22 protein-coding genes and 1 tRNA gene are annotated in these 26,398 nt (G+C 50.4%); 9 read left to right on the forward strand and 14 right to left on the reverse strand.

The window, feature by feature from the left end; all coding sequences use genetic code 11:
• Positions 1-279: 279 nt before the first annotated feature.
• Genes NT073_RS04500 through NT073_RS04510 form a run of 3 tightly spaced genes read right to left on the reverse strand, consistent with a single transcriptional unit; the run spans position 280 to position 3,295 of the window.
• Positions 280-1,740, reverse strand: a complete 1,461-nt coding sequence (locus NT073_RS04500; protein ID WP_297369434.1) for a hypothetical protein — start codon at positions 1,738-1,740, stop codon at positions 280-282.
• Positions 1,709-2,296: an RNA polymerase sigma factor gene (locus tag NT073_RS04505; RefSeq protein ID WP_297369437.1), complete on the reverse strand. Its 588-nt coding sequence runs from the start codon at positions 2,294-2,296 to the stop codon at positions 1,709-1,711. The genes NT073_RS04500 and NT073_RS04505 overlap by 32 nt, the downstream gene beginning before the upstream one ends.
• A 42-nt stretch (positions 2,297-2,338) precedes the next feature.
• Positions 2,339-3,295: a hypothetical protein gene (locus NT073_RS04510; protein WP_297369440.1), complete on the reverse strand. Its 957-nt coding sequence runs from the start codon at positions 3,293-3,295 to the stop codon at positions 2,339-2,341.
• 283 nt (positions 3,296-3,578) lie between these two features.
• Here NT073_RS04510 and NT073_RS04515 point away from each other — a divergent pair, with 283 nt between their 5' ends.
• On the forward strand, positions 3,579-4,787 hold the full coding sequence (locus NT073_RS04515) for a hypothetical protein (protein WP_297369442.1): 1,209 nt from the start codon (positions 3,579-3,581) through the stop codon (positions 4,785-4,787).
• 31 nt (positions 4,788-4,818) lie between these two features.
• Here NT073_RS04515 and NT073_RS04520 read toward each other — a convergent pair whose 3' ends face one another.
• The 7 genes from NT073_RS04520 to NT073_RS04550 form a co-directional block, all read right to left on the reverse strand.
• Positions 4,819-5,271 carry a hypothetical protein gene (locus NT073_RS04520; RefSeq protein ID WP_297369445.1) on the reverse strand — a complete coding sequence of 151 codons (453 nt, stop codon included), beginning with the start codon at positions 5,269-5,271 and terminating at the stop codon, positions 4,819-4,821.
• Positions 5,272-6,128: 857 nt separating this feature from the next.
• The gene (locus tag NT073_RS04525; protein WP_297369448.1) at positions 6,129-6,518 is read right to left on the reverse strand and encodes a DUF3592 domain-containing protein; all 390 of its coding nucleotides are present in this window, start codon (positions 6,516-6,518) and stop codon (positions 6,129-6,131) included.
• Positions 6,519-6,759: 241 nt separating this feature from the next.
• Entirely contained in the window at positions 6,760-7,035 is a 276-nt protein-coding gene (locus NT073_RS04530; RefSeq protein WP_297369451.1) for a hypothetical protein, read from the reverse strand.
• A 481-nt stretch (positions 7,036-7,516) separates the two neighbouring features.
• The gene (locus tag NT073_RS04535) at positions 7,517-7,930 is read right to left on the reverse strand and encodes a PIN domain-containing protein (RefSeq protein ID WP_297369454.1); all 414 of its coding nucleotides are present in this window, start codon (positions 7,928-7,930) and stop codon (positions 7,517-7,519) included.
• Positions 7,927-8,169 (reverse strand): hypothetical protein, encoded by a 243-nt coding sequence (locus NT073_RS04540; protein WP_041617291.1) that lies wholly within the window; start codon positions 8,167-8,169, stop codon positions 7,927-7,929. Before NT073_RS04540 ends, NT073_RS04535 begins: the two co-directional genes overlap by 4 nt.
• Before the next feature lie 198 nt (positions 8,170-8,367).
• A tRNA-Lys gene (locus tag NT073_RS04545) sits at positions 8,368-8,440 on the reverse strand.
• 352 nt (positions 8,441-8,792) lie between these two features.
• Positions 8,793-9,389 (reverse strand): hypothetical protein, encoded by a 597-nt coding sequence (locus tag NT073_RS04550; RefSeq protein WP_297369460.1) that lies wholly within the window; start codon positions 9,387-9,389, stop codon positions 8,793-8,795.
• Positions 9,390-9,493: 104 nt separating this feature from the next.
• On the opposite strand from NT073_RS04550, the gene NT073_RS04555 reads away from it, so the two are divergent.
• Positions 9,494-9,862, forward strand: coding sequence for a hypothetical protein (locus tag NT073_RS04555; RefSeq protein ID WP_297369462.1), 369 nt, complete (start codon positions 9,494-9,496; stop codon positions 9,860-9,862).
• A gap of 468 nt (positions 9,863-10,330) precedes the next feature.
• The gene (locus tag NT073_RS04560; RefSeq protein WP_297369465.1) at positions 10,331-12,703 is read left to right on the forward strand and encodes an ABC transporter permease; all 2,373 of its coding nucleotides are present in this window, start codon (positions 10,331-10,333) and stop codon (positions 12,701-12,703) included.
• Between the two features lie 193 nt (positions 12,704-12,896).
• On the opposite strand, the gene NT073_RS04565 is transcribed toward NT073_RS04560, so the two are convergent.
• Complete coding sequence (locus NT073_RS04565; protein ID WP_297369467.1) at positions 12,897-13,319, reverse strand: DoxX family protein; 423 nt, start codon at positions 13,317-13,319, stop codon at positions 12,897-12,899.
• 54 nt (positions 13,320-13,373) lie between these two features.
• The gene (locus NT073_RS04570) at positions 13,374-15,824 is read right to left on the reverse strand and encodes a TonB-dependent receptor (RefSeq protein ID WP_297369470.1); all 2,451 of its coding nucleotides are present in this window, start codon (positions 15,822-15,824) and stop codon (positions 13,374-13,376) included.
• A 4-nt stretch (positions 15,825-15,828) separates the two neighbouring features.
• On the opposite strand from NT073_RS04570, the gene NT073_RS04575 reads away from it, so the two are divergent.
• The 3 genes from NT073_RS04575 to NT073_RS04585 are packed head-to-tail and all read left to right on the forward strand — an operon-like array spanning position 15,829 to position 17,744.
• Positions 15,829-16,020 carry a hypothetical protein gene (locus tag NT073_RS04575; protein ID WP_297369473.1) on the forward strand — a complete coding sequence of 64 codons (192 nt, stop codon included), beginning with the start codon at positions 15,829-15,831 and terminating at the stop codon, positions 16,018-16,020.
• Positions 16,007-17,068, forward strand: a complete 1,062-nt coding sequence (locus NT073_RS04580) for a histidine kinase (protein WP_297369476.1) — start codon at positions 16,007-16,009, stop codon at positions 17,066-17,068. The genes NT073_RS04575 and NT073_RS04580 overlap by 14 nt, the downstream gene beginning before the upstream one ends.
• On the forward strand, positions 17,037-17,744 hold the full coding sequence (locus tag NT073_RS04585) for a LytTR family DNA-binding domain-containing protein (protein ID WP_297369480.1): 708 nt from the start codon (positions 17,037-17,039) through the stop codon (positions 17,742-17,744). Before NT073_RS04580 ends, NT073_RS04585 begins: the two co-directional genes overlap by 32 nt.
• A 177-nt stretch (positions 17,745-17,921) precedes the next feature.
• Here the strand turns inward: NT073_RS04585 and NT073_RS04590 are convergent, their stop codons facing one another.
• Together NT073_RS04590 and NT073_RS04595 are read right to left on the reverse strand one after the other, a co-directional pair.
• The gene (locus tag NT073_RS04590; RefSeq protein ID WP_297369482.1) at positions 17,922-18,608 is read right to left on the reverse strand and encodes a response regulator transcription factor; all 687 of its coding nucleotides are present in this window, start codon (positions 18,606-18,608) and stop codon (positions 17,922-17,924) included.
• On the reverse strand, positions 18,608-20,074 hold the full coding sequence (locus NT073_RS04595; RefSeq protein WP_297369486.1) for a HAMP domain-containing sensor histidine kinase: 1,467 nt from the start codon (positions 20,072-20,074) through the stop codon (positions 18,608-18,610). Before NT073_RS04595 ends, NT073_RS04590 begins: the two co-directional genes overlap by 1 nt.
• Before the next feature lie 121 nt (positions 20,075-20,195).
• Here NT073_RS04595 and NT073_RS04600 point away from each other — a divergent pair, with 121 nt between their 5' ends.
• The 3 genes from NT073_RS04600 to NT073_RS04610 all read left to right on the forward strand — a co-directional run.
• Complete coding sequence (locus NT073_RS04600; RefSeq protein WP_297369489.1) at positions 20,196-21,380, forward strand: redoxin family protein; 1,185 nt, start codon at positions 20,196-20,198, stop codon at positions 21,378-21,380.
• A gap of 275 nt (positions 21,381-21,655) precedes the next feature.
• The gene (locus NT073_RS04605; protein ID WP_297369492.1) at positions 21,656-24,484 is read left to right on the forward strand and encodes a PAS domain-containing protein; all 2,829 of its coding nucleotides are present in this window, start codon (positions 21,656-21,658) and stop codon (positions 24,482-24,484) included.
• Between the two features lie 1,104 nt (positions 24,485-25,588).
• Positions 25,589-26,398 (forward strand): alpha/beta hydrolase (locus tag NT073_RS04610; RefSeq protein WP_297369495.1); only part of this gene is annotated, 810 nt, incomplete at its 3' end.

Raw genomic sequence — 26,398 nt, forward strand, 5'->3', positions numbered from 1 at the left:
AGCTGAAGCGACGTTGGAAGAACTACTATACCAAGAGACTATTAGAAAGCCTTGTGGTCAATGAAAAACCGGACTAACTTAGACGGGTCAATAAAAGGGTAAATAAATAGCAAAACGGTCAACGCTTTTCAGGACGGGTCATTCAGATATCTGCTTCTTAAATCGGGCGTTTGCTGAAATGGTGTTTCGTATGTTACTGATTAGTGGAGGCATTTTCTTTACTACCTGTCCAATACGATCCGCAGCATACCTGCCAACGTTACTCAATCACCTGCAGGGTCAGAATTTCGGATGCCCGAAATGGGGCTGGAGTCGGAACCCTATGCCTAAAAGCAACGGATGAATGGCTAGTTGACCCTGTTCATTCAACAGCCGATTCAGGCCATATTCGCCCCTCAATCCAATCTGAAGCTCCATACGCTGACTCAACGATAACCCGTGGCTAACTCCCCCTCTCAGGCCAATCAGTGTCTGTTTGCTGGAGGGCAGGTAAGACAACTCCCCGCCTACTGCCACGTCGAAACGACCCAGATGATGCGTCTGGCTCAACCCGGCACCAATCATCGGCAGGGCTACATTTTCGGTTACTCTATACGATTCACGTACTAACCGAGAGGTGTTTGTCGGGCCAGACTCAACCCGGTACTGGTTCTCATTAACCGTGTAATAGGCCCAGCGTCGGATTTGTCCGATTGTCAGATGGGCCTGCCAGCGCTGAAAGCGGATACCACCGTTGAGTTGATAGCCCCAGGTAGCCGGGGAGAAAGCCGCCGGGGCCTCTACTTGCGAGAGGTGCAGGCTGGCAGCCGGCGGGGCACTCATCCGTTGAAAGCTACTCAGCGGTCCGACCTCGACAAACCAGTGCCAACCCGGTTGGGCACCGGTGGATTTAGCCGTCGGACTGGCCACCCGATCAAAGGGGTGGATATGATCTGGCAGGGTGCTTAGCTGACCCGGCATAAGCAAAAGGCCCGTCGGTTTGAGTTGTGCCCATAGAATGTGCTCAGGCCTGTTTAAGGGTTGACTACCTGACAGTGGTGAAAACGATGACTGATTGTCGTTGACCGGCGGCTCAACCGGGGCTGATTGCCACGCTGGGCTAACCGTTCCAGTTAGATCTGCCGACTGAACCGAAGAGCGGGTGCCACGGGAACGGGACGAGATGGCATGAGGCTGATCGACGAATACAGGCGTAATGGATGGCGTTCTTCCTGCCTCGGTATGGCGACGCGCTCTCTCCGTGTTCCTCTGCCACCCGACGAGTGCTTCAGCCGTTACGACGTTCCCCCGGGCTGACTTCCGGTGAGTAATCTCCAGGCCGGGAGCCCTTCGGGCATGAACTGCCGACCGTGAGTCGGTAATGCTTTGCCCGGTGGGTAGAGTGGTTACCGCCCGATCGGACCTTGTCGGGCGTTCGATTGGGGCGGTGGGTTGGCGCATTGGACGTACAGGGTGTGGCACCGTCGGTCGGGCGCGCCGGTTTAGTGTGCTGGTGTGCATCCGATCGGGACGCTCTCTGAAGCCAAGCGGATAAATCAAACTAACGCCAAGCAGCAGCAACAGCCCTACTGCCAGCCAAACAGCCCGTCGGCGATGTCGCCCGGCCCGTAGCTGGTTGAGCACTCGTCGGTTCAGCGCTGAGCGGGGCTGAACCTCAAAATCAGCAAATGCCCGCTGCCAGCGCTGACGCAGCCGCTCGTCGGGGTCCTCATCCCAGGAATTCATGTCGTTGAATGCCATGTTGGTCAACAAAGGTTAGCAGTAATTGGCGACCCCGGCTAAAGCGGGAACGCGCCGTAGCTTCAGGAATCAGTAAGAGTTCAGCGATCTCAGCATGCGTATAGCCTTCAATCAGGTAAAGATTGACCACAAGCCGGTAGGCATCGGGCAGACGGGCCAGCAGTCCCAGCAGCGCTTCCTGATCGTAACCGGCCAGCAATAGCAGGTGATCTTCACTGGCGGGGGGCTCGCTGATGGCCTCGTAGCTGGTCAGGTGCTGCTCGGAGCGGGTGGTCCGGTTGTAGTAGTTGATGGCCGTACGCACCACAATCGACTTCACCCAACTGTCGGCCGACTCCGGCTTGGTCAGTTGGTCAATATGGGCAAACACTTTCAGAAAGGCTTCCTGAAAGATGTCTTCGGCTTCGGCTACCGTTCGGGCGTAGCGCACACAGACCCCCAGCATACGGCCCTGGTAGCGTTCGTAAAAAGCTCGCTGCGCCCGAGGCTGCTGTTGCTGGCAGCCCACCACCAGTTCGGTAAGGGTTCGGTAAGACTTGCGGCCAAATAATGCCATGTATAAAAAAAGGGTCAGCGATGAGGGAGCTTGAGCGATCAGTTATAAAAAGCCGTAGGTCAAAAAGGACCGACTGATCAACTGCCCCTGGTCTGAAAAGGTCATCAGCCAGGCCTGGTTGTCTTTTTGCAGGTTTACGTGGTAGGTGCTCAGGGATGCATACGCATGGTGCGCCAGGGAAGCATCGGCCCCGTTCACCCCAAACCCGGCCAATTCGGGCCGCTGGAGATAGGCTTGAATGCTGGCGGGAAGTTGGTCTACCTGCTGAAAAAACTGCGCGGTTGGCTGATTATTCACAGCGATTGGTCGCCCCTCATCATCGTAGCTGAGGTACAGTTGCTGCCCCTGTTTCTGAACCGACAATGTGCCGTGCCGCTGGTGAAGGGCATCCAACTGTATCCAGGCGTAGGTAAACGTTAGACCCTGCTGGCGCAGAGCCGCCTGCAACGATTCAGGTAGTTCGGTCAGCGAATCGGTCTGGTATTCAGTCGCTTGAAAAGGAAGTAACTCAAGATAATACGAAACCTGTCCGGAAGGTAGTTGGGTGAGGGTCCAACTGGCGGTGTATGGTTGCTGTTGCCAGCGGTAGTCTGCATAGACCTGCTTCACCTGCCCATTCGTTGCCGGGTTGTTAAACCAATCATACTGCCGAAGGCGCAAATTACTAAAGGTACCCCCGGCTACCGCGGTCTGGTCCAGTAAGCGGGCGAGCGAATCGGGCACGCGGCCTTCCATCCGTTGGTCCGTAGTCAACAGTCGCCCGGGGCTCAGCAGGGCCTTGTATGGCTGTCCCTGCCGGATAAAATCAGCCTGCCAAAGCTGGTTATTAGCCAGGGTCGTAAACAAAATATTCTGCGCCTGAGGGTACTGCTGGATTAGTCCCTGAACCCGGGCCGATGGCGGACCGTTGTCAGGGGTGGGCTGCTGATCGGTATAGTGATTGCAACCGCTCCAGCTCAGTAACAAGCCAATCCAGATGAGTTGTCGACGTGTGTTCATAAACTAACCGTTGAGTAAGCATTCGGGCAGATTCCTTCGGATTCTTCTCGCCAGGACTATAGACACCAACTGACTAACTAACTGTTGCAGCAAGTCTGTTTTTTTAATGCCGTACTTGGGATGAGCGGGGATCCGAAAAAATAGTTGTCGACCTGCAACACTCTCGGCCCGCTGACGTGTCTGTGTCCTCGATGGGCAGATGCGGACGCTTATTACCTACCGGTGATCTAGCCCGTTCCTGTTTCCACATGTATCAATACACAACGTTAATCGCTTAACTGTCATGCGACTATCTTTTCAGAATGCCTGCCTCGGTGCGCTGATTTTCTTCACGTTACCGGCCTGTCAATCTCCCGACCAGATTCAGGAGGTTACTCCCTCCACCACTCCGGTCGTTAACCGAACAGATCCCTATCTGTTTACGGACCATCCGGGTATCCGTACCACTTCGCGGGAAGACATTACCGGTACCATGACCGGCACCATCGACGGGCAACCCATTGCCTTCGGGCCTGACAAAGCCTTTCCGGTGCTGGCTTTCGCTGGGTATAATAACCGAAGTTTAGCTGCTTCGGTGTTAAATGTTCGGGTCTTCAGTGATCAATATACCATCAGTCTCTACCTGAACGGGCCCATTGAGGCTGGCCGCAACTATCGTATTTTCAACCCAGCCGAGGATACTGGAGGAGGTAACATTGCTCCCTATATCGCAACGCCCTATATCCGGATTCCGGAGGGCCAGTCGAATCGGGATATCATTGATTTAACTACGCCCGATGAACAGGTTCGGATTACGGCCATCACCCCGGAGTACATTGATATCGAACTGCTCTTTACCCTCAGCAAGCCAGGGGCCGTTCCCGAGCGGATCACGATGCGAATCAAGAATATCACGGATGAAAACCGCAGTCTGCGTAACCAGTCGGAGGGAGATCCCTTCTGGAACTACACCAATGTCGACCGGATGATCGAAGCCTGGGGGTATTTTCGCCGGACGGAAAACTCGGCCTCTTTTCCAACAACAACGAAGGTGCGAATTCACCAAAGTCAACTCACTACGCCTGTCAGCGATGTTAGCTATGGGGGCAAAACCGAGGTCTTTACCGATCAGTTGAGTTCGCTCTATCAAGTGAAACAGCCCGTCGGGCAAACCTCCCTTGAGTGTACGCTCAGTACAATTTGGGCGGCCACGGGCTGGAAGCAGGTCGAGATTATCTGGCCCGCCTTCCGGGGCGTGGGCAGCTACACGGGCGATCAGGTCAACCTCTCGTTTGTTAACGACCAGGGGAGCGAGGGCTCCTGGCGCATACAACCCAGCCGGCTGGCGAGTGCGAGCACAAAATGGCAGGTCGACGTGCAGCGCGTCACGCCCGATGTGATAGAGGGAACCTACACAGTTGTTGATGCACCACTCCTTGCGAAAAAAGGACCAATGGTGCTGCCCACGCTGGTGAGTATCACAGGCCGCTTCAAAATCATCTATCCACGATAACGAAATGGCTTAGATGGGTAGGTGGGCGTACTTAGGTAATGACAACGGATTTATGGGCCTTGTACCAGTGACGTATGTATGTATGTATGTATGTATGTATGTATGTATTGGAAGGTGTCTCGATATAAACACGAAAGATAGTGGCAATCGTAACACAAAACGGAATAGCCCTTAAACGAGCCGTGCCATACGGTACACCCAAGCTATCCATCCAGGGCAATAGGACGTGTTTACCCAAACAATGGTGAAGGAGGTAAAATGAGTAGGAGATACAGCCCAAAAACAGGGTAAGCGGGTTGACGATCCATTGCATACGTCCGGCTATAAACAGAGAGAATACGCCAACAAAGCCTATCAGCATACCGGCATGTTGTCCAGCAGAGATGGAACGAAATGTGTGTCCGTTCTGCTGAAGCATGCCCTGTAGCCCTACGCATACAGCCAAAAGGAACACCCGGCGGGCCGTTACGCGGCTGTTGTGCATTTTATAAAAAAGAATCCTGGCAAAGAACAGGGGTCCCTGATTTAAAAATTCGATTCAGCCGGTAAGCGACTTATACAAGGCGGGCATATTTATTGGTAGCACCAGATGTAGTATCAGTAGAGCGACCAGCATTGCTACGCCCTAGGCTTCTATGCGCCGGAGTTGATTCGTAATCAGGCCAAGTCCCATGAGCAGGTAAAAACAACAGACAGCCATTATAAAAAGAGTATTCTCAACATACGCTCTTTTAGATGGCCGTGTGTACGTAAAAAACTTGAGAAGTGTCCAAGCGGAGATAAGCCGCAGAAACACGGTCAGTTAACTTGCTGCCCCTGGTTAGGCTATATTGCCTACCCCGGCAAGCTAACGCCTAAGCGCCTGACCACTTGTGATGAGTGGCCGGGCGCTTAGTTTTCCGCCACTTAGACATTAACTTGTTTGTGGGTTGATATTCAGCGAATAAATGCGCTATTTGTAAGCCAACAACTATTTCTCTTAGTAGTATGAATCAGTTCTCCCAAATGAGTATAGAGAAGCTCCAACGGCAAGCCAAGACAATCAAGGTGGCCCCGGTACGCTGGCTGGAATGCTCCTGGTGCTTCTTGTGATGGCCATATTCCTATCAATTAAAAAAGGATTCAGCGCCCTAGTTATAATCCCCTTCGCTTTACTGCCTATTTTGATTACAAACGTGAATAGTTTAAAGCAAATCAAGAAAGAGCTCCAATCGAGAGGTGAAGCGAATTAAGGTAGCACATGGTCCCTATAGCAAACGCCAAACAGAAAACGACAATAGTAGGCTTGTATAAATAAACCCTCCAAATTGAGACCGCAGGAGTGGTCAGTTGTCAGCTCCTTTATTGGCAAAATAACCAGACGATACCGGCAAGAGTAAGGATAATAACCAGCCAGTTGACAAATACCTCCAGGCCACTTTCAATAACAAATGTTTCTGGCCTGTCTTCCTGATAATAAACTCTCACCTCGCCCTGACGGACAAAAGCATTCAGTTCATGGGATACCGAGTGGTCAGGCTGACGCTCAATCCAGGTATTATGGCGCGTCTTAAAGCGAACAAGTGAAACAAAAAGCTTGCGAAGCAGAAAGAATTCACTTCGATCGAAACCGGTAATCATTCCGGTTGCCTTATAGGCTCTGCTTACTAATCGATAATAAGAGAGCAGGAAGAGGCCCGAAAATAGGGAATAAAACAGGCCTCCTAGTAGAAGGGGTATCAGGACTTTCATAGGCTATCCAGTTCACTTATTTGAGAAAGAGGAAAATGGGCTAAAGCCTATTCGGTCCTTCGCCAAAGACATTGATCTATTGACTCATTTAAATACTGCTGAGGGATGAGTATATCTGATTAGTTTAACATAATCACACTTATATAACAGCACGTATGCTACTGGTTTGCTGTACACAGAAACCAGTAGCATACGTTTTGTTGTATAAGTGGCATTATGATAACCAAACACTGAAAAGCCGCTAGTTTACTTTCTCGATCCGGACGCAGTTAACGTACACATTCACCCGCTCCAAAAGATTGCTGATCGCTGTTTGATAAGCCGTGTTGTTGGACAAATTCCCCTCATATAGCACACGAGCGCCTAGCTTGTTGTCCACTAACAGCCCGGCAATATGCCAGTTGACGGCTTTCTCGTTAAAGACATCCAGCTGGTAGAAGCTCACCAGTAAGTTGCCATCGGGTGTACCCGTCAGGCGAAACTGTACTAAATTCTTGGCTCCAAGTTCTTTCTCCATCCCGTTATCAGCCCCGCTTCAGGGGGGTTTATGACCGCAAATCTACTACTTTGTGGCGGGTCTGTCGAGTAGTAACTCAGCCCATTTTAGGGTACTTCTTTTACCCTGTTTTATTGCCTCTGGTTCAGGCGCATTTCTCGGAAAAGTTCATTAACATAAGAACTCATATGCAACTGCACTATAAAAAGTACAAAATAAGTTCTATTAGTTTAGTCTTATAATACACTCCTATTCGAGGGACACTTATAATTAATCACACATTCATAAGTTGAAAGGCCACACTTTTGGGTGGCCTTTCAATTCCCATTTTCATTTCAACAGCCCTGGTAATCAAGGCCTGCAAAGTTACTTTTTCTATTTGGCTTGACGAAAAGTTAGGAGACATACCTGCAACAGGTATGTCAGTCAGACTGCCGCTTAACTCTAGTACTCGTTTCTGATTAGTAACAGGTAGTGCGCAACCTACTGCCTACTTGACCGGCTATCGATTCAGAATTTGCTTGAACTCCGCGAAAGAACAGATCGGTACGGGAGGAAACCGATTCGTTTCTCGAAGCAGGTTTAGAATGTGGTGATCGTCGGATACCAACCAATCGACACCAGCGGCAATGGCACAGTCCACAAATTTGTTGTCGTCTGCATCGGCCGTAACCTGTCCAAAGCGAAAGTAAGGCTCCTGCCGTAGATGATTAGGAGCGGCCAGTAAAAGGGAGGTGACCAGCTCAGCCGCCACAGGGCTATAATAGTAACCCGTCATTTCAGCATATTCGAGTAAGATTTCCGTACTGACTACCCAAGTGAACTGATTGGCCGCAAACGCATCATAAAGCCAGCGGTACGATCCGTCCCGGGGAATCGAGCGGAGTAGCCCATTAGTATCGATCACTACTTTCACTGAGCAGCCCGGATTTGGTCAAGCCGCTGGGTACGGTTCTCAAAGTTCATTTGCTCTTCCAGTTGAGCCGTGGTCAGTCCCTTTTGCTGAATGACCTTCTGAGCCTCTTCTTCGAGCCGAGTCCTGAAATGCTGCATCAGCGTTTGGCGCATGGCCAACACTTCGGCTTCGCTCATCTCGAAGCTGAACATTTCAAGTAAGGCTAATTGAGCATTGGTTAATCGTGGTGAGACAACCATAACGATAGCAAGAAAAGATGAACTGATATACAAACTTAACGAAAACAGCCGGTTCGTGAGTTCGAACACTACTGCTGACGTTGGACAAGCAGTAAATATCAGCGTCTCTTGAAACGCTGGTTTGATTCTAGGTCACCCATAAATACAACAGGCCAACTACAACACAATGTGTTAGAGCTGGCCTGTTGTATTTATGGGTGACCCCGGACAGGTTCGAACTGTCGACCCATTGATTAAGAGTCAATTGCTCTACCAACTGAGCTACGGAGTCATGTTAAGCTTGGTAACATTATAACCATTTTAACAGTAAATGGGTGCCCTTCTTAGAATGATTAATGTTCAGAATGCAAGTGGTGACATAATATGTCACCACTTGCATTCTGCATTTATTTTAGAATCGTACTCGATTAGTGGCGTTTGATAGATATTCAAAAATAACCGTCTCCTGAAACGCTCCTAACTGAGATCAGGGGATGTTTATCAATCGCTGATAGAGTAAATCAAGTCGATAAAGGGATGACTTAGAACAAGTGCTCGGTCAGATCGTACCGATCCTAGTTGGTAATAGTACTGGTTACTTTTGAGCTAAGCACCCAGCAAAGTAGCCTTAAACCTACCTTCTATTATTTCATTTTAGCCCCTAACCAATGCTCAGCCAAGGAGGCCTCAACCGGTTGTAACAAGTGAATACCCAACTCAACTTGATCTTCAGCTAGTTCCCCAAAACAGAGCTGGTTCACCTCGTTCAATTTCTGGTAGCAGGCTTCCAAGAGGCTTTGCCCTTTGCTAGTGATTGTTAACCGTTTGGTCCGCTTATCATACGCATCACCTTGTTCCAGGATTAGCCCCGACTTCTTAAGCCGGTCCAAAATCAGTAAGCCGGATGATAACTCATTGAAGTGAGCCGAGATGACATCGGTCTTCTTGGGATTGGTCATGTAGGCTACCGAACTGAGATATAAAAACTCATCGAAGCTGTTAAGGCCGCATTTCTTAAAAGCAGCCAGGGCATGAAGTGTATGCAACTTAGAAATTCGACCAATTAATTTAATTAGCAAGCTAGCCCTATCTGGAGGAACAGGAGATTGCCAGAAGGAAGCTAAACTGCTTTTGTGCTGCTGACTCGCTAAATAAGCTTGGCAGAACTGGGTTAAATCCGCTTTGGGGTTTTCTTGTTCATAGTTCGCCCAAAGATTGAGCAGTTCAACGGCTTTATTCATATAGATCATCTTTGATGTAAAAATAAAAAGCAAAACAGCATTTTTGTGCTAAATAATCAGTTATGATATACATTTGTCGATAAAACAGCATAACTGTTACAATTATGAATACACGACAAGTTAACGGATTGACAGGGGTGATCATGTCCTCACCTGAACCAGAGCGGTTGGCAACATTTTATCGGGACGTATTAGGTATTCCGCTTGGGTTGAACCGCCATGGCAATACGCCTGAACATTGGGAATGTGACTACAAGGGGATTCATTATGCGGTGCTCAAACAAAAGGTGCTTACGCAAGCGAACGTTAATACGGTCCTGTCCTTTGCTGTAGATGACATTGAGGGCTTTGTGAGGACTCACAGTATTTCATTGATTCATCCGATCATGGATCTAGGGGATGGGGCTTCTATTGCCAGCTTCAAGGATCCTGACGGCAACATCCTGCGCCTTTGGATGACTAAGAATCAATGAGCCTGTAGCCCGAACAGATGACGATTCTCATTCATCTGTTCGGGCTACAGGCTCATTATATAAATTGGTTACTGATTCTCAAAATAGGCTCCCCCGTGAGACACAGGAACGTTCATGTGCTTGCTTCATAAATTGGGCACTTCACGAATCAGCTTTTGATAAGGTATATAATCTAAGAAGACGTTAAGAGACGCTTCACTTACTTTCGTGATGACTTATCTTGAAATAGGGTTACTGCATCCTACTTTAGCCTATATCTTGCTCCAATATAAATTGTTTCGGTACGTGTAAACCGGACAATTGTGTCCGTAATCGTACAGTATTCATCTGGCTAATTAGCCTATACTACTCACCAGCGATTTTTCGTAGACTTGGTATGATATTTGGCCGACCAGGATCATGACTTCATCGCTGACTACGAAGGTCAACCCCGTATAGTCATTACGATCAGAATAAACCTTGACGAGTATGCTACGAAATTATTGGATTACAACCTGGAGAAATCTAGTGCGTAACCGAAGCTATTCGCTTATTAACCTAATCGGGTTAACGCTGGGGCTGGGCGTAGCGATTATGCTGTTTTGGATTGTCAGGTTCGAGTACAGTTTTGACCGGTATCACCGCAATACCGGCCGATTATACCAAGTTCGTAGCCACGACAAATACGGCGAAGCAAACTCCCATGTGCCACAGGGTATAATCAAGGCGTTGCAAACGCAGTTTCCTGGCGTGGCAAAAGCGGCTAGTGTAAAAGGCACCGGCAATACGGTGAGCGTAAAGATTGGCCAGCAGGTAGTTAACGCGACCGGCTTTTTCTATGCACCGCCGACACTAGCCGACATGATTGACCTAGTCTGGGTAAGCGGTTCGCCGAAGAAATCACTAACGGCTCCCAATCAGGTGGTACTGGACGAAAAAACCGCCCAAGACTGGTTTGGGCATAATGCGCTGGGTAAAACACTACGATTGGATAATGTCGCTACGCTGACGGTTTCGGGCATTATTCGAAACGTCAAACCAAATTCAATGTTGCCGATTCGGGTACTTGTCTCCTACGCGACCCTACCCATTGTGCAGGAGATGTACAAAAACGAGAATCACTGGGGCGGGGGCGATTCAAAATTTCATGGGTACGTACTACTCGAACCAGGTGCGTTGCCAACTACGATTGAAACGGGGCTGAACCGGCTGGCGGCCCGCCACAGAAAAGAATCCGATTATATATCCTACGATCTAATGCCATTACCGGATGCTCATTTTGATACGGACATAGATGCCTTCAATTATACCATCGCAGGCTGGATGGTGTATACACTGGCGGGCATTGGCCTACTGCTCATAGGCCTGGCCGGTATCAATTTTATCAACCTGGCTACCGTGCAGGCGACGAAGCGCAGCCGCGAGATTGCCGTACGGAAAGTGCTGGGCAGCAGTCGTTCACAGCTCATATCGCAATTCTTCGGGGAAACGGCCTTGCTGGTTTTCCTGGCCATTGGCTTAGGTAGTTTACTGGCGACGCACTTAATCCCGTTCGCTGACCGATTGTTGAATACCCAGGTCGGACAGTCGACGATCTGGAATGGCAGCACCCTTATCTTTCTGTTGAGTCTTGGAACGTTGGTAACCTTACTGGCAGGTAGCTACCCAGCCCTAGTCTTATCGGGGTTCCAGCCGGTGCGCGTGCTGCGCGGGCGTTTTTCAGGACCGCGCCGGGGTATATCGCTACGGCAAACATTGGTCGTTGTGCAATTCGTGATTGCCCAGGTACTGGTTATCTGTACGCTGCTGGGTATTAAGCAGATTCGGTACATGTACCAGAAAGACTTAGGGTTCGATAAAAAGGCCGTCGTGACCGTCGACATGCCGGAACCAGACAATGTCGTTCTGCGCGAACGATTCCGGCAACAGCTGCGCCAGCATCCGGAAATCAAGGACGTAGCGTTCGGACTAACCACGCCCTCGAGCAGTCACAACTGGTGGTGGAATACGGTACGTCACCGTAATCTGCCAAATGGCGAATACACATTCCGGTTTCAGCACGTAGACACCAATTATTTTCAATTCTTTAAGATTCCACTGGTCGCTGGTCGGTCGTGGAACCGAGCCGACACGAACACAGTGGCCATCATCAACGAGAAAGCCGCCCGCGATCTGGGCTTCCAAACGCCGGAACGGGCCATTGGCGAACGGATCAATCTTTATTATGACAAACCCTTCACCATACTGGGGGTGGTGAAAGATTACCACTCGCAGAGCCTGCGGTCGTCTATAGTACCCCACATATTTCTATACACCGACGGGAATTTTCAGACGGCTAGTATCCGTATCGACCCACAGCAAACCTCAAAAGCCATTGCCCACATTGAGCAATACTGGAAGGGTCTGTTCCCCAATGCTTATTTCAGGCCTACCTTTCTGGACCAGGACCTGCGAGCTTTTTACGATGACGAACGTAAACTGACCAACTTTCTAACGCTGTTTGCCATCGTTGGTATCTTCATCGGCTGCCTTGGTTTATTCGGTTTGGTGTCGTTTGTGGTGACACAACGGACCAAAGAAATCGGCGTTCGTAAAGTGCTCGGCGCGAGCGTTGCGGGTATTGTGGCTCTGCTCTCTAAAGACTTTCTGAAACTAGTCCTGATCGCTTTCATTATAGCCAGTCCGATTGCGTATTACGCTATGAGCCAGTTTTTAAAGGACTACGAGTACAAAATCACGATTGAGTGGTGGGTGTTTGCCCTGGCCGGTCTACTAGGGGTTAGTATTGCCCTGTTGACCGTGAGTTTCCAGAGTGTAAAAGCGGCTCTGATGAATCCAGTCAACTCGCTGAGAAGCGATTAATGGGTAGCCAATCTATAAACGGCAGCACCTGAACTGACTCCTGAAGTTAACCTATATAAATTATATAATGATCACTTTGCTTAATCTCACAAAATGCTCCTATCTGAGACGAAGAGAGATTTGAGTATCATTAATTCGGGCGTTTTTAGAAATAGGTTAAATACAATGTGTTGTCAGGACCACTTATCTGATTTCAGGATATGCCTTCTCCCTTAAATAGAACGGCATCCAGACTATACGCTCCTGAGCCAAGCAGCAGACTGGTTACGTAGCCGACAATGAATACAAAGCCAGCCGCTCCATCGCCTGCTATATCGCCCCCGTGCGCCACGATAACAATGACCAGCGCAGTAATAATTAGCGGAATCAGCACCAAGCGTGTTAGCAGACCCATCATCAACAGGATGGAACAGAAGAACTCCGCCCCAATGGCCAGCGCCAGCGAAACAGAATCGCTTAAACCCAGAAAACGCATAAACGAGCTCTGATACTCGGCGAAGTGGGTCAATTTAGCGTAGCCGTGGGGAATCATCGCTACGCCCAGCCCCAGACGAAGCCATAGCGTTGCACTGTTCACGAGCCGGGATGTGTAGCGGGTAGGTTGTAAGAATTGCATTCGCATTGTGTAAATTGATTAGACTAAGTTGTGGTTGTCGTGGAAACAGTGCGGTTATTTCGCCCGGACGTCGTCGTTGGATATTTTCCGGACGGGCTCGTCATGGCTAGCGCGGACCTGCCCAAACTGCCAGCTAAAGGTTAATTTCACCGAACGGGTAAAGTATTGATTGGCAGTGTGTGACCGGAACGTACTCGACTGCGAATCGTTCTGCTGGCGGAAGGGATAGGTAAACGGGTTGTTCACCCCCAGCGTCAGGCTGGCTTTTTTATCCCAGAATTCTTTACGGGCGGCCAGGCTGTAATCGTACCAGGCTGAATTTTTTCCCTGCAACAGCACCCACCCCGTACTATAAATCCCATTGGCCTGCACGGAGTATTGGTGAGGCAACTGGTAAGCCAGGTTAAGCGTCAACTGCCAGAGCCAGCCGGAATTCTGCACCTGCAAAGCCGGACTGTTGAAGTTGGCGTAATAAAACTCCCCTCCGCCGTTTATCTTCCAATTGCGGCCCAGTTGCCCGGCCGAGTTAACGTTCAGGCCCGTCCGTTCATTGCGCGCTACGTTCTGCCGGGTGGTTAGCGATACCCCCGACGTATCGACGGTCCGCACGTCTTCAATGGAGTTGGCGGTTTGGCGACGGTACAGGGCCAGATTGAGGTACGTGCCTTTTTTGGTCGTTAAGCTGTACGAGATTTCGGCCAGATGAGCCAATTCCGGACGAAGAAGGGGATTTCCCGCCATTCGGTTCTTTGGATCACTGGCGTTAATGTACGGATTCAAATCCCAGATCATCGGGCGGGAGATCCGTTGCGTATAGGTCACTTTAATCGATTGCCGTTCCGCCAGCTGCTTCGCCAGGATGACGCTGGGAATGAAGTTAGTGAACTGAACCCGAAATGGAGAGATAGTATGCACAAACTGACCGCTCATGTTGGTATTTTCCAGCCGGGTACCCAGTTGCAGCGTCCAGAACGCCCGGTTCGCCAGCTTCAGAGAAGCATAACCCGCAGCCACTTGCTGGTCATAAGTGAATGTATTGGATCGGTCGGCACTGAGACTCAACAAAGTTACATCCTCCGGTTGGCTGGTGTAGACTTCATAGAGACTATTCACATCCCGATGGACCAGTTTTGCGCCCACTTCGAATAGCTGCTGCCCATTCCGTGAGAACGGATGAACATAATCAACCTGCCCCGTCCACTGGGGGTTGTGGCTGCGATTCGTGCTCGTTTCGCGATACAGGGGCTGGGTTGTCAGACTGAATTGGTCGCTGGCGTAGCGGGAGTTGTCGAACGTGTAGCTGTACTGACCGAGGATGCTCAGCTCCTGCTTCGGCTTGTGAAAGGTGCGGATATAGCCCAGGTTCCACTCGATATTGCCAAAAGGATTTTGCTGGTTAACTACCTGGTTATAGGCCTGGGTGAGCTGATTTTCTGCGTTCCGAAACCGATAATAGCCGGTATTGGACGTAGGCCAGGCACCACCCCAACTGCTGATGGACAGGTTAACCCGGTTTAAGGTATCAAACCCATACTCCATACTCAAATCTCCGAACCAGCCTGGGTGAATGTTATTGGCACTGGTTCGTTGGAACAGTTCACCGGCTGGTTGACCATTAACCAGCGATGTCCGGGTCACGTCGATAATACTCTTTTCGCGTTCGGCGTTGGTATTGCCCGAAAACGTCAGGCCAAACTTCTCCCGCTTAACCCCATAGCTGCCGCCCAACGACTGGACATAATTGCCCGCCGTTACGTCCATGCTGCCGTTGGAGCCTGTCAACTGCTTTTTAGTGATGATATTAATAACCCCACCGGCCCCTTCGGCATCATAGCGAGCCGCCGGGCTGGTCATAACCTCAACCGACTGAATCGTGTTGGCCGGAATCATCTTCAGCGCTTCACTCAGGTTGCGGGCCAGCAAGCCCGATGGCCGACCATTCAGCAGCACTTTGATACTGGCACTCCCCCGAATTTGCACATTGCCCGATACGTCGACGGTAAGCATAGGCGCTTTTCGTAACACGTCAACCGCCGTACCGCCTTTGTTGGTGATGTCGCTGCCCGCGTTGTACACCAGTCGGTCAGATTTTTCTTCAATCAAAGCTTTTTGCGTAGATACCCGAACCTCGTTCAATTGGCGGCTTTCGGAACGTAGCAAGAGGCCACCCAGGGCCCGGCTGGGTTGACTGGCCGTCAGCAAGAGGCCCCTCAGCGTTCGGGGCTGATAACCGACGTAGGTAATCTGGATGCCGTAGGTGCCAATGGCCAGTCCCGCAAACGTAAAATGACCCGCTTCGGTAGTCGTTTGGCCCGTTAAAATCGTTCCGTTTTCCGACAGCAGGGCTACCGTAGCAAATGGCACGAGCTGACGTGTAGCGGAGTCCAGTAGTGTACCTATTATTTGGCCCTTCTCGATCAGATTTGCCTGACTGGGCGGGCCCTGCTGGCCTTTTGCCAGGATTGTGACTAACAGAAAGGTTACAATAAAGTGGAGTCGTTGCATGTTCATGAATGCCATTCAGCTAACCAGTAACTGGTCTTTCGACGACAAAGTACGTTTCCGCTTCTGGGACCGCCCCGCTAAAAATGATCAACCCGTTCTTTTCGATGATGAACTCGATTGGTCATTTTCAATTGGAATGTCGGCTTTCTTTCCCTTGTTTTGGTTAAAAATCAAGGAGAAACATGGGCTGGTTTGATGGGAAAGAAAAACAAAAAATCTGGGTGCGAGAAGTGCTGATTTTTGTGTTTCTGTTCATTCTGATGTCGCTGAATTCCTGGAATCGGCTCACGTCCTGGAATGACGTTGGGCGGGCGCTGCTCTTTTTTCTGACCTTATACGGCCAGGCTCAGTTCCACCGTTTTGTCCTGTTCCCGCTTTTGTTCAACCACCAGATTAAGCGGTACGTTTTATGGACCATCCCAGCGTTGGTGGTGGGCAGTTTTCTGGTATATGGCACGAATTACTGGCTCTATCCCGAGACCTGTCCCATGCAGGAATGGCGTGAGACGGGCCTTTTTCTGCTGACAACGTATCTGGTCAGTCTGATGGTGCTCATCGGTGTTTTTCTCATCCAGCGGTTTTATCAGCAACAGCAGCAACGCCACACCGACCAATTACTTCAGCAGGACGAACAAATTCGGTTTTTGCACGCGCAGCTCAATCCCCATTTCTTTTTCAACACCCTCAACAATCTGTACGGAATCAGCTTGCACGAACCTAGCCGAATGCCTGATTTGCTGATGCAGCTATCGAAGCTGATGCGATACCAGGTCGAGAGCAGTCGGCGGTCGTGGGTATCGCTCCAGCAGGAAATTGAGTTCATTACCAGCTACGTAACGCTGGAGCAGGAACGACTGGGAAAGCGTTGCCAGATTAGCTATCAGTACCCCAACGACGAGCGTCAGCTGCAAACCTACCAGTTGGCCCCACTATTGCTGATGCCCTTAGTCGAAAATGCATTTAAACACGGTACGGGCGATATCAAGGGCTGTTTTGTGTATATTACTGTGCAACTGAGGAACAATCGCCTGCTACTGTCGATTGAAAACTCGATTACTACTCACAAACTGGGCGGAGCATCCACCGGTCTGGGCTTGCAGAACACCTGTCAACGGCTGGACATGCTATATCCGGAAAAGCATCGGTTGACGTTGACCCCTGAATCCGACCGCTACATTACCGAATTAGAAATCCAACTAGCTACCCGAGCCGATGCCCAACCCGTTGCGGTGTTTACTTATTGATGACGAACCGGCTGCCCACTACGTATTGCAGCATTACATTGAGCAGGTCGATCAGTTGACATTGGTGGGCAATTGCTACGATGCCCTGGAAGCGATCAATTTCCTGCACCGCCAACCGGTCGATCTGCTGTTTCTGGACATCAACATGCCGAAAATCAATGGATTACAGTTACTACAAACCCTGGTCAATCCGCCCCGCGTCATTCTTACCACTGCCTATTCGGAGTTTGCGCTGGAAAGTTACGACTATGGCGTGGTCGATTATTTACTGAAACCCATCGAATTTCCCCGGTTTCTGAAAGCGATTGACAAGGTCGTTACCACAACGGAGGCTGACAAACCAGAAGCCGCCCCTTCTATCGTTTCTGAGCAGTCTCTGGTGGTCAAAGTAGACGCCGACTGGGTCCGTATTGCTTACGGCGATTTGGCGTATATCCAGAGTTGGGGGAATTACGTCAAGCTCTTCACAACTCAGCAGACGTACCTGACGTCGATGACCATGACGGAAGTGGAGCGCCGGTTGCCTTCAGACCAATTTATGCGGATTCATAAATCGTATCTGGTTCCCCTGGCCAAAATACGCCGGATGAGTGGCAACGAGATTTTTGTCGGCGAAACCGCCCTCCCAGTCGGCCTGACGTATCGTCGGGAATTGATGGAGCGGCTGAAAACGTGAGCAGAAAGCTTGAACCGAGAACAAAGTAAAGCTCAATTAACTTCCTATAAATTCTCACAAAAACGCTCCTACTTGAGACGGAAGAGTGGTCATGTTTTGGCTCCCGATTGTACGAAGGATCGTTCAGATATCTGCTTCTTAAATCGGGCGTTTTATGAGGGTATTTACGGAAAACACTTAACAGATCAATTTATAACCGATTCCCCTTAGATTGAGAATTTCTACCGATTCATCCTGCTTGAGATGTTTTCGTAACTTGGTAATGAATACATCCAGACTTCGGCCATGGAAATAGCTGTCATCACCCCACAGACCTAGTAGCACCTGCCGACGATCTAAGCTAGTATTTCGGTGGTCGTAAAGGAGTTGCAGCAGTTGGGTTTCCCGGTAAGATAGCCGAACACTCGGCTGGTCAGGAAACTGTAGAGTCTGCTTATGGGGGACGAATTCATACTGGCCGATCAGCCATGAACCACTGGGCTCCGGGGCTGGAACACTGGTCCGCTTGAGCAGTTCGTGGACTCGTAAAAAGAGTTCTTCCAGGCTGAATGGCTTTTTCAAATAATCATTACCACCACTCGCGTAACCTTCAATCACATCAGGGGTCGCCGTTCGAGCCGTCAGAAACAAGACAGGTACCCTTTCGTTGATGGTTCGAATTTGTCTGACCAGGCTAAAACCGTCCACATAGGGTAACATCACATCGACAATGCAAAGCGAAAAAGGATACTGACTAAACAACTGGTGAGCACGTCGACCGTCTCCCGAGTGCGTAACCTGGTAGTTGCGCTGTTCCAAGCTCTCTTTGATGACTTGTGCCAGAAAGGGTTCGTCTTCGACTAACAGGATGTGGGCAGTTTCCATTAATATAAGGGGAGCTTGATTCGGAATACACTGCCAGTCGGTTGATTGGGCTCAACCGTGATGGAGCCCCGATGCTGGTGGAGAACCTGACGTACATAGCTCAAGCCTAAGCCATACCCTTTCACATCATGCACATTTCCCTGGGGAACCCGAAAGAAGGCATCAAAGACCTTCGTGCTGTATTCAGGGGGTATACCAGGGCCGTTATCGGCAAAGGCAATATCCACCCACTTATTGTTGGTAGCCAGTTTGATCGCCAGTTCAGGGGTAGCCGATCCATACTTCAACGCATTGTCCATAATGTTGGCAAATACGTTTAACAGGCTGGCCGCTTGTCCATAAACCCGGATGGGATCACCCTGGATATAATCTCTAAGGATGGCTAGCTGATGTTGCGACCGCCCTTCAAGATCTTCGATGGCCTGGTCAATCAGGCCGCTTACCTCAAGGAGTTGCCAATCCTCCTGGTTGGTGACGAGCCCTCGATTGGTACTTAATATTTGGGCCGTTAGATGGGTTAGTTTTTCCGCCTGATAGCTGATGATGGCTACGTACCGTTTCCGAACGTCAGCCGGGTGGTCAAATGCGTTTAGGGCCTCGGCGGTGATCTTAATCGACGTCAGGGGCGTATTCAATTCATGGGTCATATTATTGATGAAATCAGTCTTTAACTGGGCTAGCTTTTGCTGAGACAACAACGTCTTAGCCGTGTAGCCAAAGCAAAGCAAGCTGATCGCGGTCAGTAACAGGGTGCTGAGAATGACCCATTTCATGGCCCGCAGGAAATACCGGTTTGGACTCTCTAAACTAGCCCGTACCCACTCTTTTCGATAGGGCCGGGCCAGGGCCGTATTGACGGGTTCAGTTAAATAAACCGCCTGGGATGGATCATCCGGCTTAAAGCGGAAGGCACTATAGATGCCTTTCGAACGAAGTTGTTGCTGATAAAGGGTCGCCAAAGCGTTCATCCGGACGTGGCTTTTGTCAAATGCAACGGTTAGGCTATCCCCCAATCGCTGGGTATAATAATAAATCGTTCCCCGCTGTAAATCACGTCGGAGCCGGGTATCGCTAAAGTGATTGATAACCAATTGTTTGGCCGCTGGAGTCATGTGATCTAGTTGAGGCTTAAAGCTCGCCAGACCGAATGTAAATGCCGGACTACCGGCATACTTGGGGTAGCGGTCCTGAATGTGAAAAACGGTATTCCTATCCCGATTCTTAGTATCACAGGTGATCTGAATAAGCGATGTATCGGCCAGCCAACCCTTCACCTGATCGATTAACCCCTGATGACGCTGGGCTATCTCCAGATCCACGGCCGTCGTCAGCGACTGATTGATATCATGGTGAAAGGCGTTGATGGTGCTTTTATAATTCTGATAGTTCCAGAACCATTGTAAGCCAATAATGCCGACCACACAGAGCGCCATGAGCACCAGTATTAGGTTTACATGCTTTTTCATACCGTTAAAATAGACCATCTCCGCCTTCGCTCCCTAAACGTTAACACTAATTAACTCAGCTTAACGGTGGTTAACTCGTCCGTGTCCCTTTATGGTCGTCATTTGAGCAAACTAAAAACGGATGAAAAAGCTACTCGTACTCCTACTCCTGGCGACGGCTCAGTCGAGCGTCGCCCAAGTTCAAAAGGGACAACTTGTTCCCACTATGACCTTTCCCGTCTTGCTCAACGCGCCTACCCAGGCCACAACGTTAAGTCAGTTGAAAGGAAAACTGGTGTTGATTGACTTTTGGGCAACCTGGTGTGGTCCATGCCTGGAGGCCTTGCCCCATCTCCAGGAGCTACAGCGCCAATATGCTCAGCAACTGCAAGTGATTACGGTAACCGACGAAACACCGAAACGCATTCGGCAGTACTTAACGGCCAGGCCCTCTAATCTATGGGTTGCTCTTGACTCGGCTCACGCCTTTTCCCGTTTATTTCCTCACCAATTGATTCCCCACACGATTCTGATATCGACTGATGGCAGGCTACTTGGGTCCACCACGCCCCAGGCGGTAACCAGTCAAATCATCGATAGTCTGTTACAGCAGCAGCCGGTGCATCTGCCCGAAAAGAAGGACAACGTGCTGAGTGTGGCCCAGGTGATTCAGACGTATTATAAGGTAACCGGGCAGGAAAAAAGCCGGTTTATGCTGCAAGGTGAAATGACCGGTTTACCGAGTGTCCGCACCACCCACTTAAATGATAGTACGTTTAAAAACCGTCGGTTAACCTGCCTGAACCTACCCCTGACAATGCTCTACCAATTTGCCTATGGCGATGTTCCCTATGGACGCTTGATTGATAAAACGACGAAAGGGAGTCCTGCCCCGGTGTACTGCCTGGATTTGATTGTGGCTACTCCCGATGATCTGTTACCTACTTTACAGCAGGAGTTAGCCAGCCGATTTGATGTACAGACCAAGATGGAAGCTCAGGCGAAAGACGTACAGGTATTAACGATCACGAACCGGCTCCATTTTGATCGCATCCCCCGTAATCAATCCGGCAAACGAACCTATTCAGCTCGTCCAGGCGAATTAGATCAGCAGTCGATGACCATGGCTGATTTAGCGAATTACTTAGAAAATTATGGGATGACTAAAGGGTTAGTGGTTGACGAGACGATGAATCATGAAAAGCTAGACATCAAATTTTCGTTTCAACCTGAAAATCCCCAAAGCTTATTGGATAGTTTAGCTGAATTGGGATTGGGGTTAAGTAAACAAACCCGCACCATCAATATGCTCGTACTTTATCAGTAGCGCTGTCAAGGAAAACGGAGGAGCTCCTACTTTTAGGAAGTAGTTATCCACTCTTGGTTTTTAAACCCCAGTATATGTCCTCTCAGAAAACGCTCTCACTTGAGACCGCGCCATCCATAGGCGTCTTTGAGATGAATATGCTCCTTTTTTTATTGAAAGCACCCAATTCAGCAATACTCTACCAATATAAAGGGGTAGCTAGAATATTTCAATTGATGAAATGAAGCAATTTATACCTTTTGGTTAACTTGCCTTCCATTCCCTTTTGACTTCCTATGACCGGCGACCAATGGCCCTTTGACTTAACGAAGAAACTTACCGAGCGACTGGATGTGGACTTGGCCATTCAGGCCGCCGGGCTCGGCCTTTGGGAAGTCGACTTGATCACCAATCAAGTACGTTGGGATGATCGATGCCGACAACTCTTGGGCATTGACCAAAACCAAATCGCTTATGCGGATACGCTGCTCCACATCCACCCCGAGGATGTGGAGCGGGTGAATCAAGCTGTACAGAGGACCCTGAATCTGCAATCGGATGGCCGTTATCAGGTAACCTATCGGTCGATTGGCCAGGATGGGCTCACGCGCTGGGTTCAGTCTACGGGCCGCCGTTACCTGGACTCCGCCGGTCAAGCGGTTCGCTTTGCGGGTGTCATCCAAGATGTCACGCCACAGGTCGAGGCCCGCCAACAAGCCCAGCGCCAGCAGCGGATTTCGGAAGCCATTACCGCCAGTAGCCCCGATTTGATGTATGTCTTTGACCTACACTACCGCTTTACCTACGCCAATCAGGCCCTGCTGGACATGTGGGGGAGCAGCTGGGAGGAAGCCATCGGGAAAGGCCTACTGGAAAACGGCTATGAACCCTGGCACGCCCGGATGCACGAGCGGGAAATCGATCAGGTGGTAGCCACCAAACAACCGATCCGGGGGGAGGTGTCCTTTCCCCACGCCACCTTGGGAAAACGCATCTACGATTACGTGTTTGCCCCGGTGCTCAATGAGCAGGGAGAGGTCGAAGCGGTAGCGGGTACCACGCGCGATATTACTGACATCCGGCGAGCCCAGGAACGCATCCAGGAAGGCCAGCGTGAGCTGTTGGCTTTGTTTGAGGAGTCACCGGTAGGCTTGGCTACCATCGGGGCCAATGACCAACTGGTGTTTGAGTGGGCCAATTCCTTTTACGCCGAGTTGGTAGCCCGGCCTGCCCATACCCTGGTGGGCAGACCTTTACTGGAGGCCTTACCTGAACTCAAAGACCAGGGCTTCGATACCATGTTGAAAGAGGTGATGGCAACGGGCATCCCCTTCAGTGCCCATGAAGTAGCCGTAACTATCCGGCGGGAAGCCCAGTTGACTACCATCTACGTAGATCTGGCCTTCCAGCCCCGACAGGGGCAGAAGGGTGAGGTAACCGGTCTCCTGGTGGTGGTCACGGATGTGACCCAACTGGTCATCAGCCGCCAGCAGATCGAAGAAAGTGAGAGCAAACTGCGGGCTATTCTGGCCACGGCGCCGGCGGGCATCGGTGTGTTTGTGGGGCGGGAGCTGGTGATTGAAAATCCCAATCAAACCTTCATCGATATTATGGGCAAAGGTCCCCATATCGTGGGCAAGCCGCTGGGGGAAGCCGTGCCCGAACTACAGAGGGAAGGCCAACCGGTTCTTCAGATCCTTGATAAAGTCTTCACCACGGGTCAGCCCTTCATCTCACCGGTCTCGTTGGTAACGATTGAGCTGAACGGGGTGCTGAATGAAAACTACTATAACATCTCCTATTCCCCCATTTGTACTGCCGCCGGGGAGGTCTACGCCATCCTCACTATTGCCATTGATGTCACTGCCCAGGTGAAAGCCCAGCAGGCACTGGGCCAGAGCGAGCAACACCTACAGCTCTTACGGGATGCGGTGCCAGCCATGATTTTTTACCTCGATGACCAGCAGCGTTACCAATCTTACAATACCGTGTTTCAGGACTGGTTCGGCGTTGATCAACAGGAAGTGCTGGGTAAAACGGTACGGGAGTTTCTGGGGGAAGCCGCTTACCGGCAAACGGAGCCTCACCTGGCCCGGGCTTACGCCGGTCAGTCCGAGCGCTATGAGTTGCTGGCGCCCAGCCGCATGAAACAGGATCGGTGGTTAAGTATCGTCTATACGCCCCACACCAATCAGGCGGGTCAGGTAGTTGGGCTTATTGTGCTGGCGACGGATATCACCCCCAATAAGCGGGTTGAAGCCGAGCTGCGGGGAAGCGAAGAGCGCTACCGGCAGCTGTCGGCCGCCTTAGAAGAGCAGGTCCGGCAACGGACCCTGGCCCTGACGGCGGCCAACGAAGCGTTGAGCACCAGCAATAAAGAACTGGAAGAAACCAACTCCCTATTGAACCGCTCCAATGCCAACCTCCAGCAATTTGCTTACGTGGCCAGCCATGATTTACAGGAGCCCCTGCGCAAGATTCAGCAGTTTGGTGATCTCCTGAAAACGCGGTATACCGACTCGACCGGGGAGGCAGTCGTGTATCTGGAGCGGATGCAGCTGGCGGCCTCCCGGATGTCAACGCTGATTCGGGACTTGCTGGATTACTCGCGTATTTCCACCCGGCGCGATAAGAGTGCGCCCGTCTGTCTGCAGACCATTGTCGCTACTGTGCTCAATACGTTAGACTGGACAATCCAGCAAACCGGGGCTCAGATTCAGGTAGATCCGCTGCCTACGCTTTCAGGCGATGCCTCCCAGCTCGGCCAGCTGTTCCAGAACCTGTTGAGTAACGCCCTTAAGTTTTCAAAGCCAGGGGTGACATCCCTGATTCAGATCCGGTCAGCTCGGGTGTCGTCTGCTGATTTACCCAAGGCGTTAACGCCCCATCGAGCGGGCCATGGCTATTATCGGGTTGACGTGGTGGACAACGGGATTGGCTTTGAGGAGAAATATCTGGATCGCATCTTCCAGGTCTTTCAACGCTTGCACGGCAAAAGCGCGTATGCGGGCACGGGCATCGGGCTGGCCATTTGTGAAAAGGTGGTGGCCAATCATGGGGGGGCGATTACGGCCACCAGCCAGTCGGGTCAGGGCGCCACGTTTAGCGTTTACTTACCCAGCTAAGCATAAGGAGTTAAACGGTGCCTTTGGGTAATTCGGTTGGGTGGCCTTCTATGAGGTATTCTTTCAAACACAACTCTCTTAAAATGGCTCCTGTTTAAGACGAATAGAGTAAAATATATCTGCTCATTAATTCGGGCGTCATTTGTTACGTTGGCGCTTTAACAAGATAGGCTTGTCGGCAGAAGCTAAAAGCTACTGTACGTTCATTCAATTGCTCAACGATCACATCAGGATTGAGTCACTCTGGTAGGGAATGGCCAGATTTTTTGTAAAGGAATTAAGGACTACTCGTTATAATCGCCCGTGAAAACATTATTACTCTCTATCCAAAGTATAGCCCAATCCGATCAGAAATGAGGATACCTCGAAATGACTCACGCCATATAACTCTAGTAGACTACCCTCACAAGAAAGAACTCGCCTAAGCAGGCAAACTCTTAACGTCTCCTTTTGTCAGCTTAAGTTCTTGTACAAGAACTTAAGCTGACCCTAGCTATTCAGAAGTTGATAGCCAGGGGGTCAGCTACACTCTTTTCTTACAATGGCCTGACGGCTTATCAAGCACTCGCTTCTCATCCCTGTTTCAACCAATAGTTAGGTAAGCGCACGAGCTAAAAGGCAGTTACTCATTCGACAAACCCCCAGTTTGGTGCCGGTTACAAATCTACCGTTCAGGGATATATCGGTTACTCGATCCACTTGTTTGAGAAGCTTGTGGTATAATAAATCACCCCGCTTTGGCGGTTGATCCACAACGGTATAGGACCTATCGCAGTAGACGATTGTAAAATGATCCATACAGGTTTTAGTCGGCTGTACCGGACGAAGGAATCATGGTCGTTTCCGTAACCAGTTTCAAACTAGGCGTAAAGTTACAACGCTTCATTCGACCACCAATAAAAGGGGAAACAAAAGCAGGCCCCACAAGCCGTTGTCAGACGAATTGGTAACGGCCTTAAAGGCCGGGCAAGTAGAAAAGTAAAAAGTACGCCAACGATGACGGTGTTGACCGCCCGCCTGGAACGCACTCCATATAGCCAGTCAATAAATAAAGAATAACCCTTACTTCACCCGCTGGTTTACTTCATAAATTAATCAACGTTCATGAAAAACAAGTTCTTCGCTCGACTCCTATTACCGCTCATAGTGGTTAATTCTGTTTTACTAGCCCTGACTGCTTGCCAGGATCACCGCCTTCCTCAACCCGGTCAGACCATTCAACCGAGTGGCCCCAAGCCCGACTGGGCCCCGACGATTACCCCCCAGATGCAGGCCGTCATCGAAGAACTAGGCCGGCTGGCGCCCACCCCCATCGAGCAATTAACCCCTCAACAGGCCCGCCAGCAACCATCCTTCAAAGATGCCGTCAATTCGCTACTCGACAAAAATAAAATCCCACGCCCTACGGCCAATGTGACCGTAAGTCAGCAAATGATTCCGGGCGCGGGGGGCACACCCATTCGGATTGTCGTTTATAAACCCAACAATGTATCGGGAACACTACCCGTCATCGTCTACTATCATGGGGGCGGCTGGGTCATTGCCAGTCCCGAAGTGTATGAATACTCCACCCTGGCACTCGCTGAAGAAACGGGAGCCATTGTGGTATCGGTCGATTATCGACTGGCGCCCGAGAACAAATTTCCAACTGCGCACGAAGATGCCTTTGCGGCCTACAAGTGGGTGAAGCAAAATGCGGCCAGCCTCAATGGTAATCCCGCTAAAGTAGCCGTTGCCGGTGAAAGTGCGGGGGGGAATATGGCGATCACGGTCAGTATGATGGCCCGCGATCAAAACCTTGGGTTGCCGGTTCATATCTTATCGGTGTTCCCCGTGGCCAACAACGACCTGAATACCCCGTCGTATTTGCAATATGCCCAGGCCAAGCCCCTGAGTAAAGCGGGCGTGCAGTAT

Source organism: Spirosoma sp. (assembly GCF_026391055.1).
Lineage (GTDB): Bacteria > Bacteroidota > Bacteroidia > Cytophagales > Spirosomataceae > Spirosoma.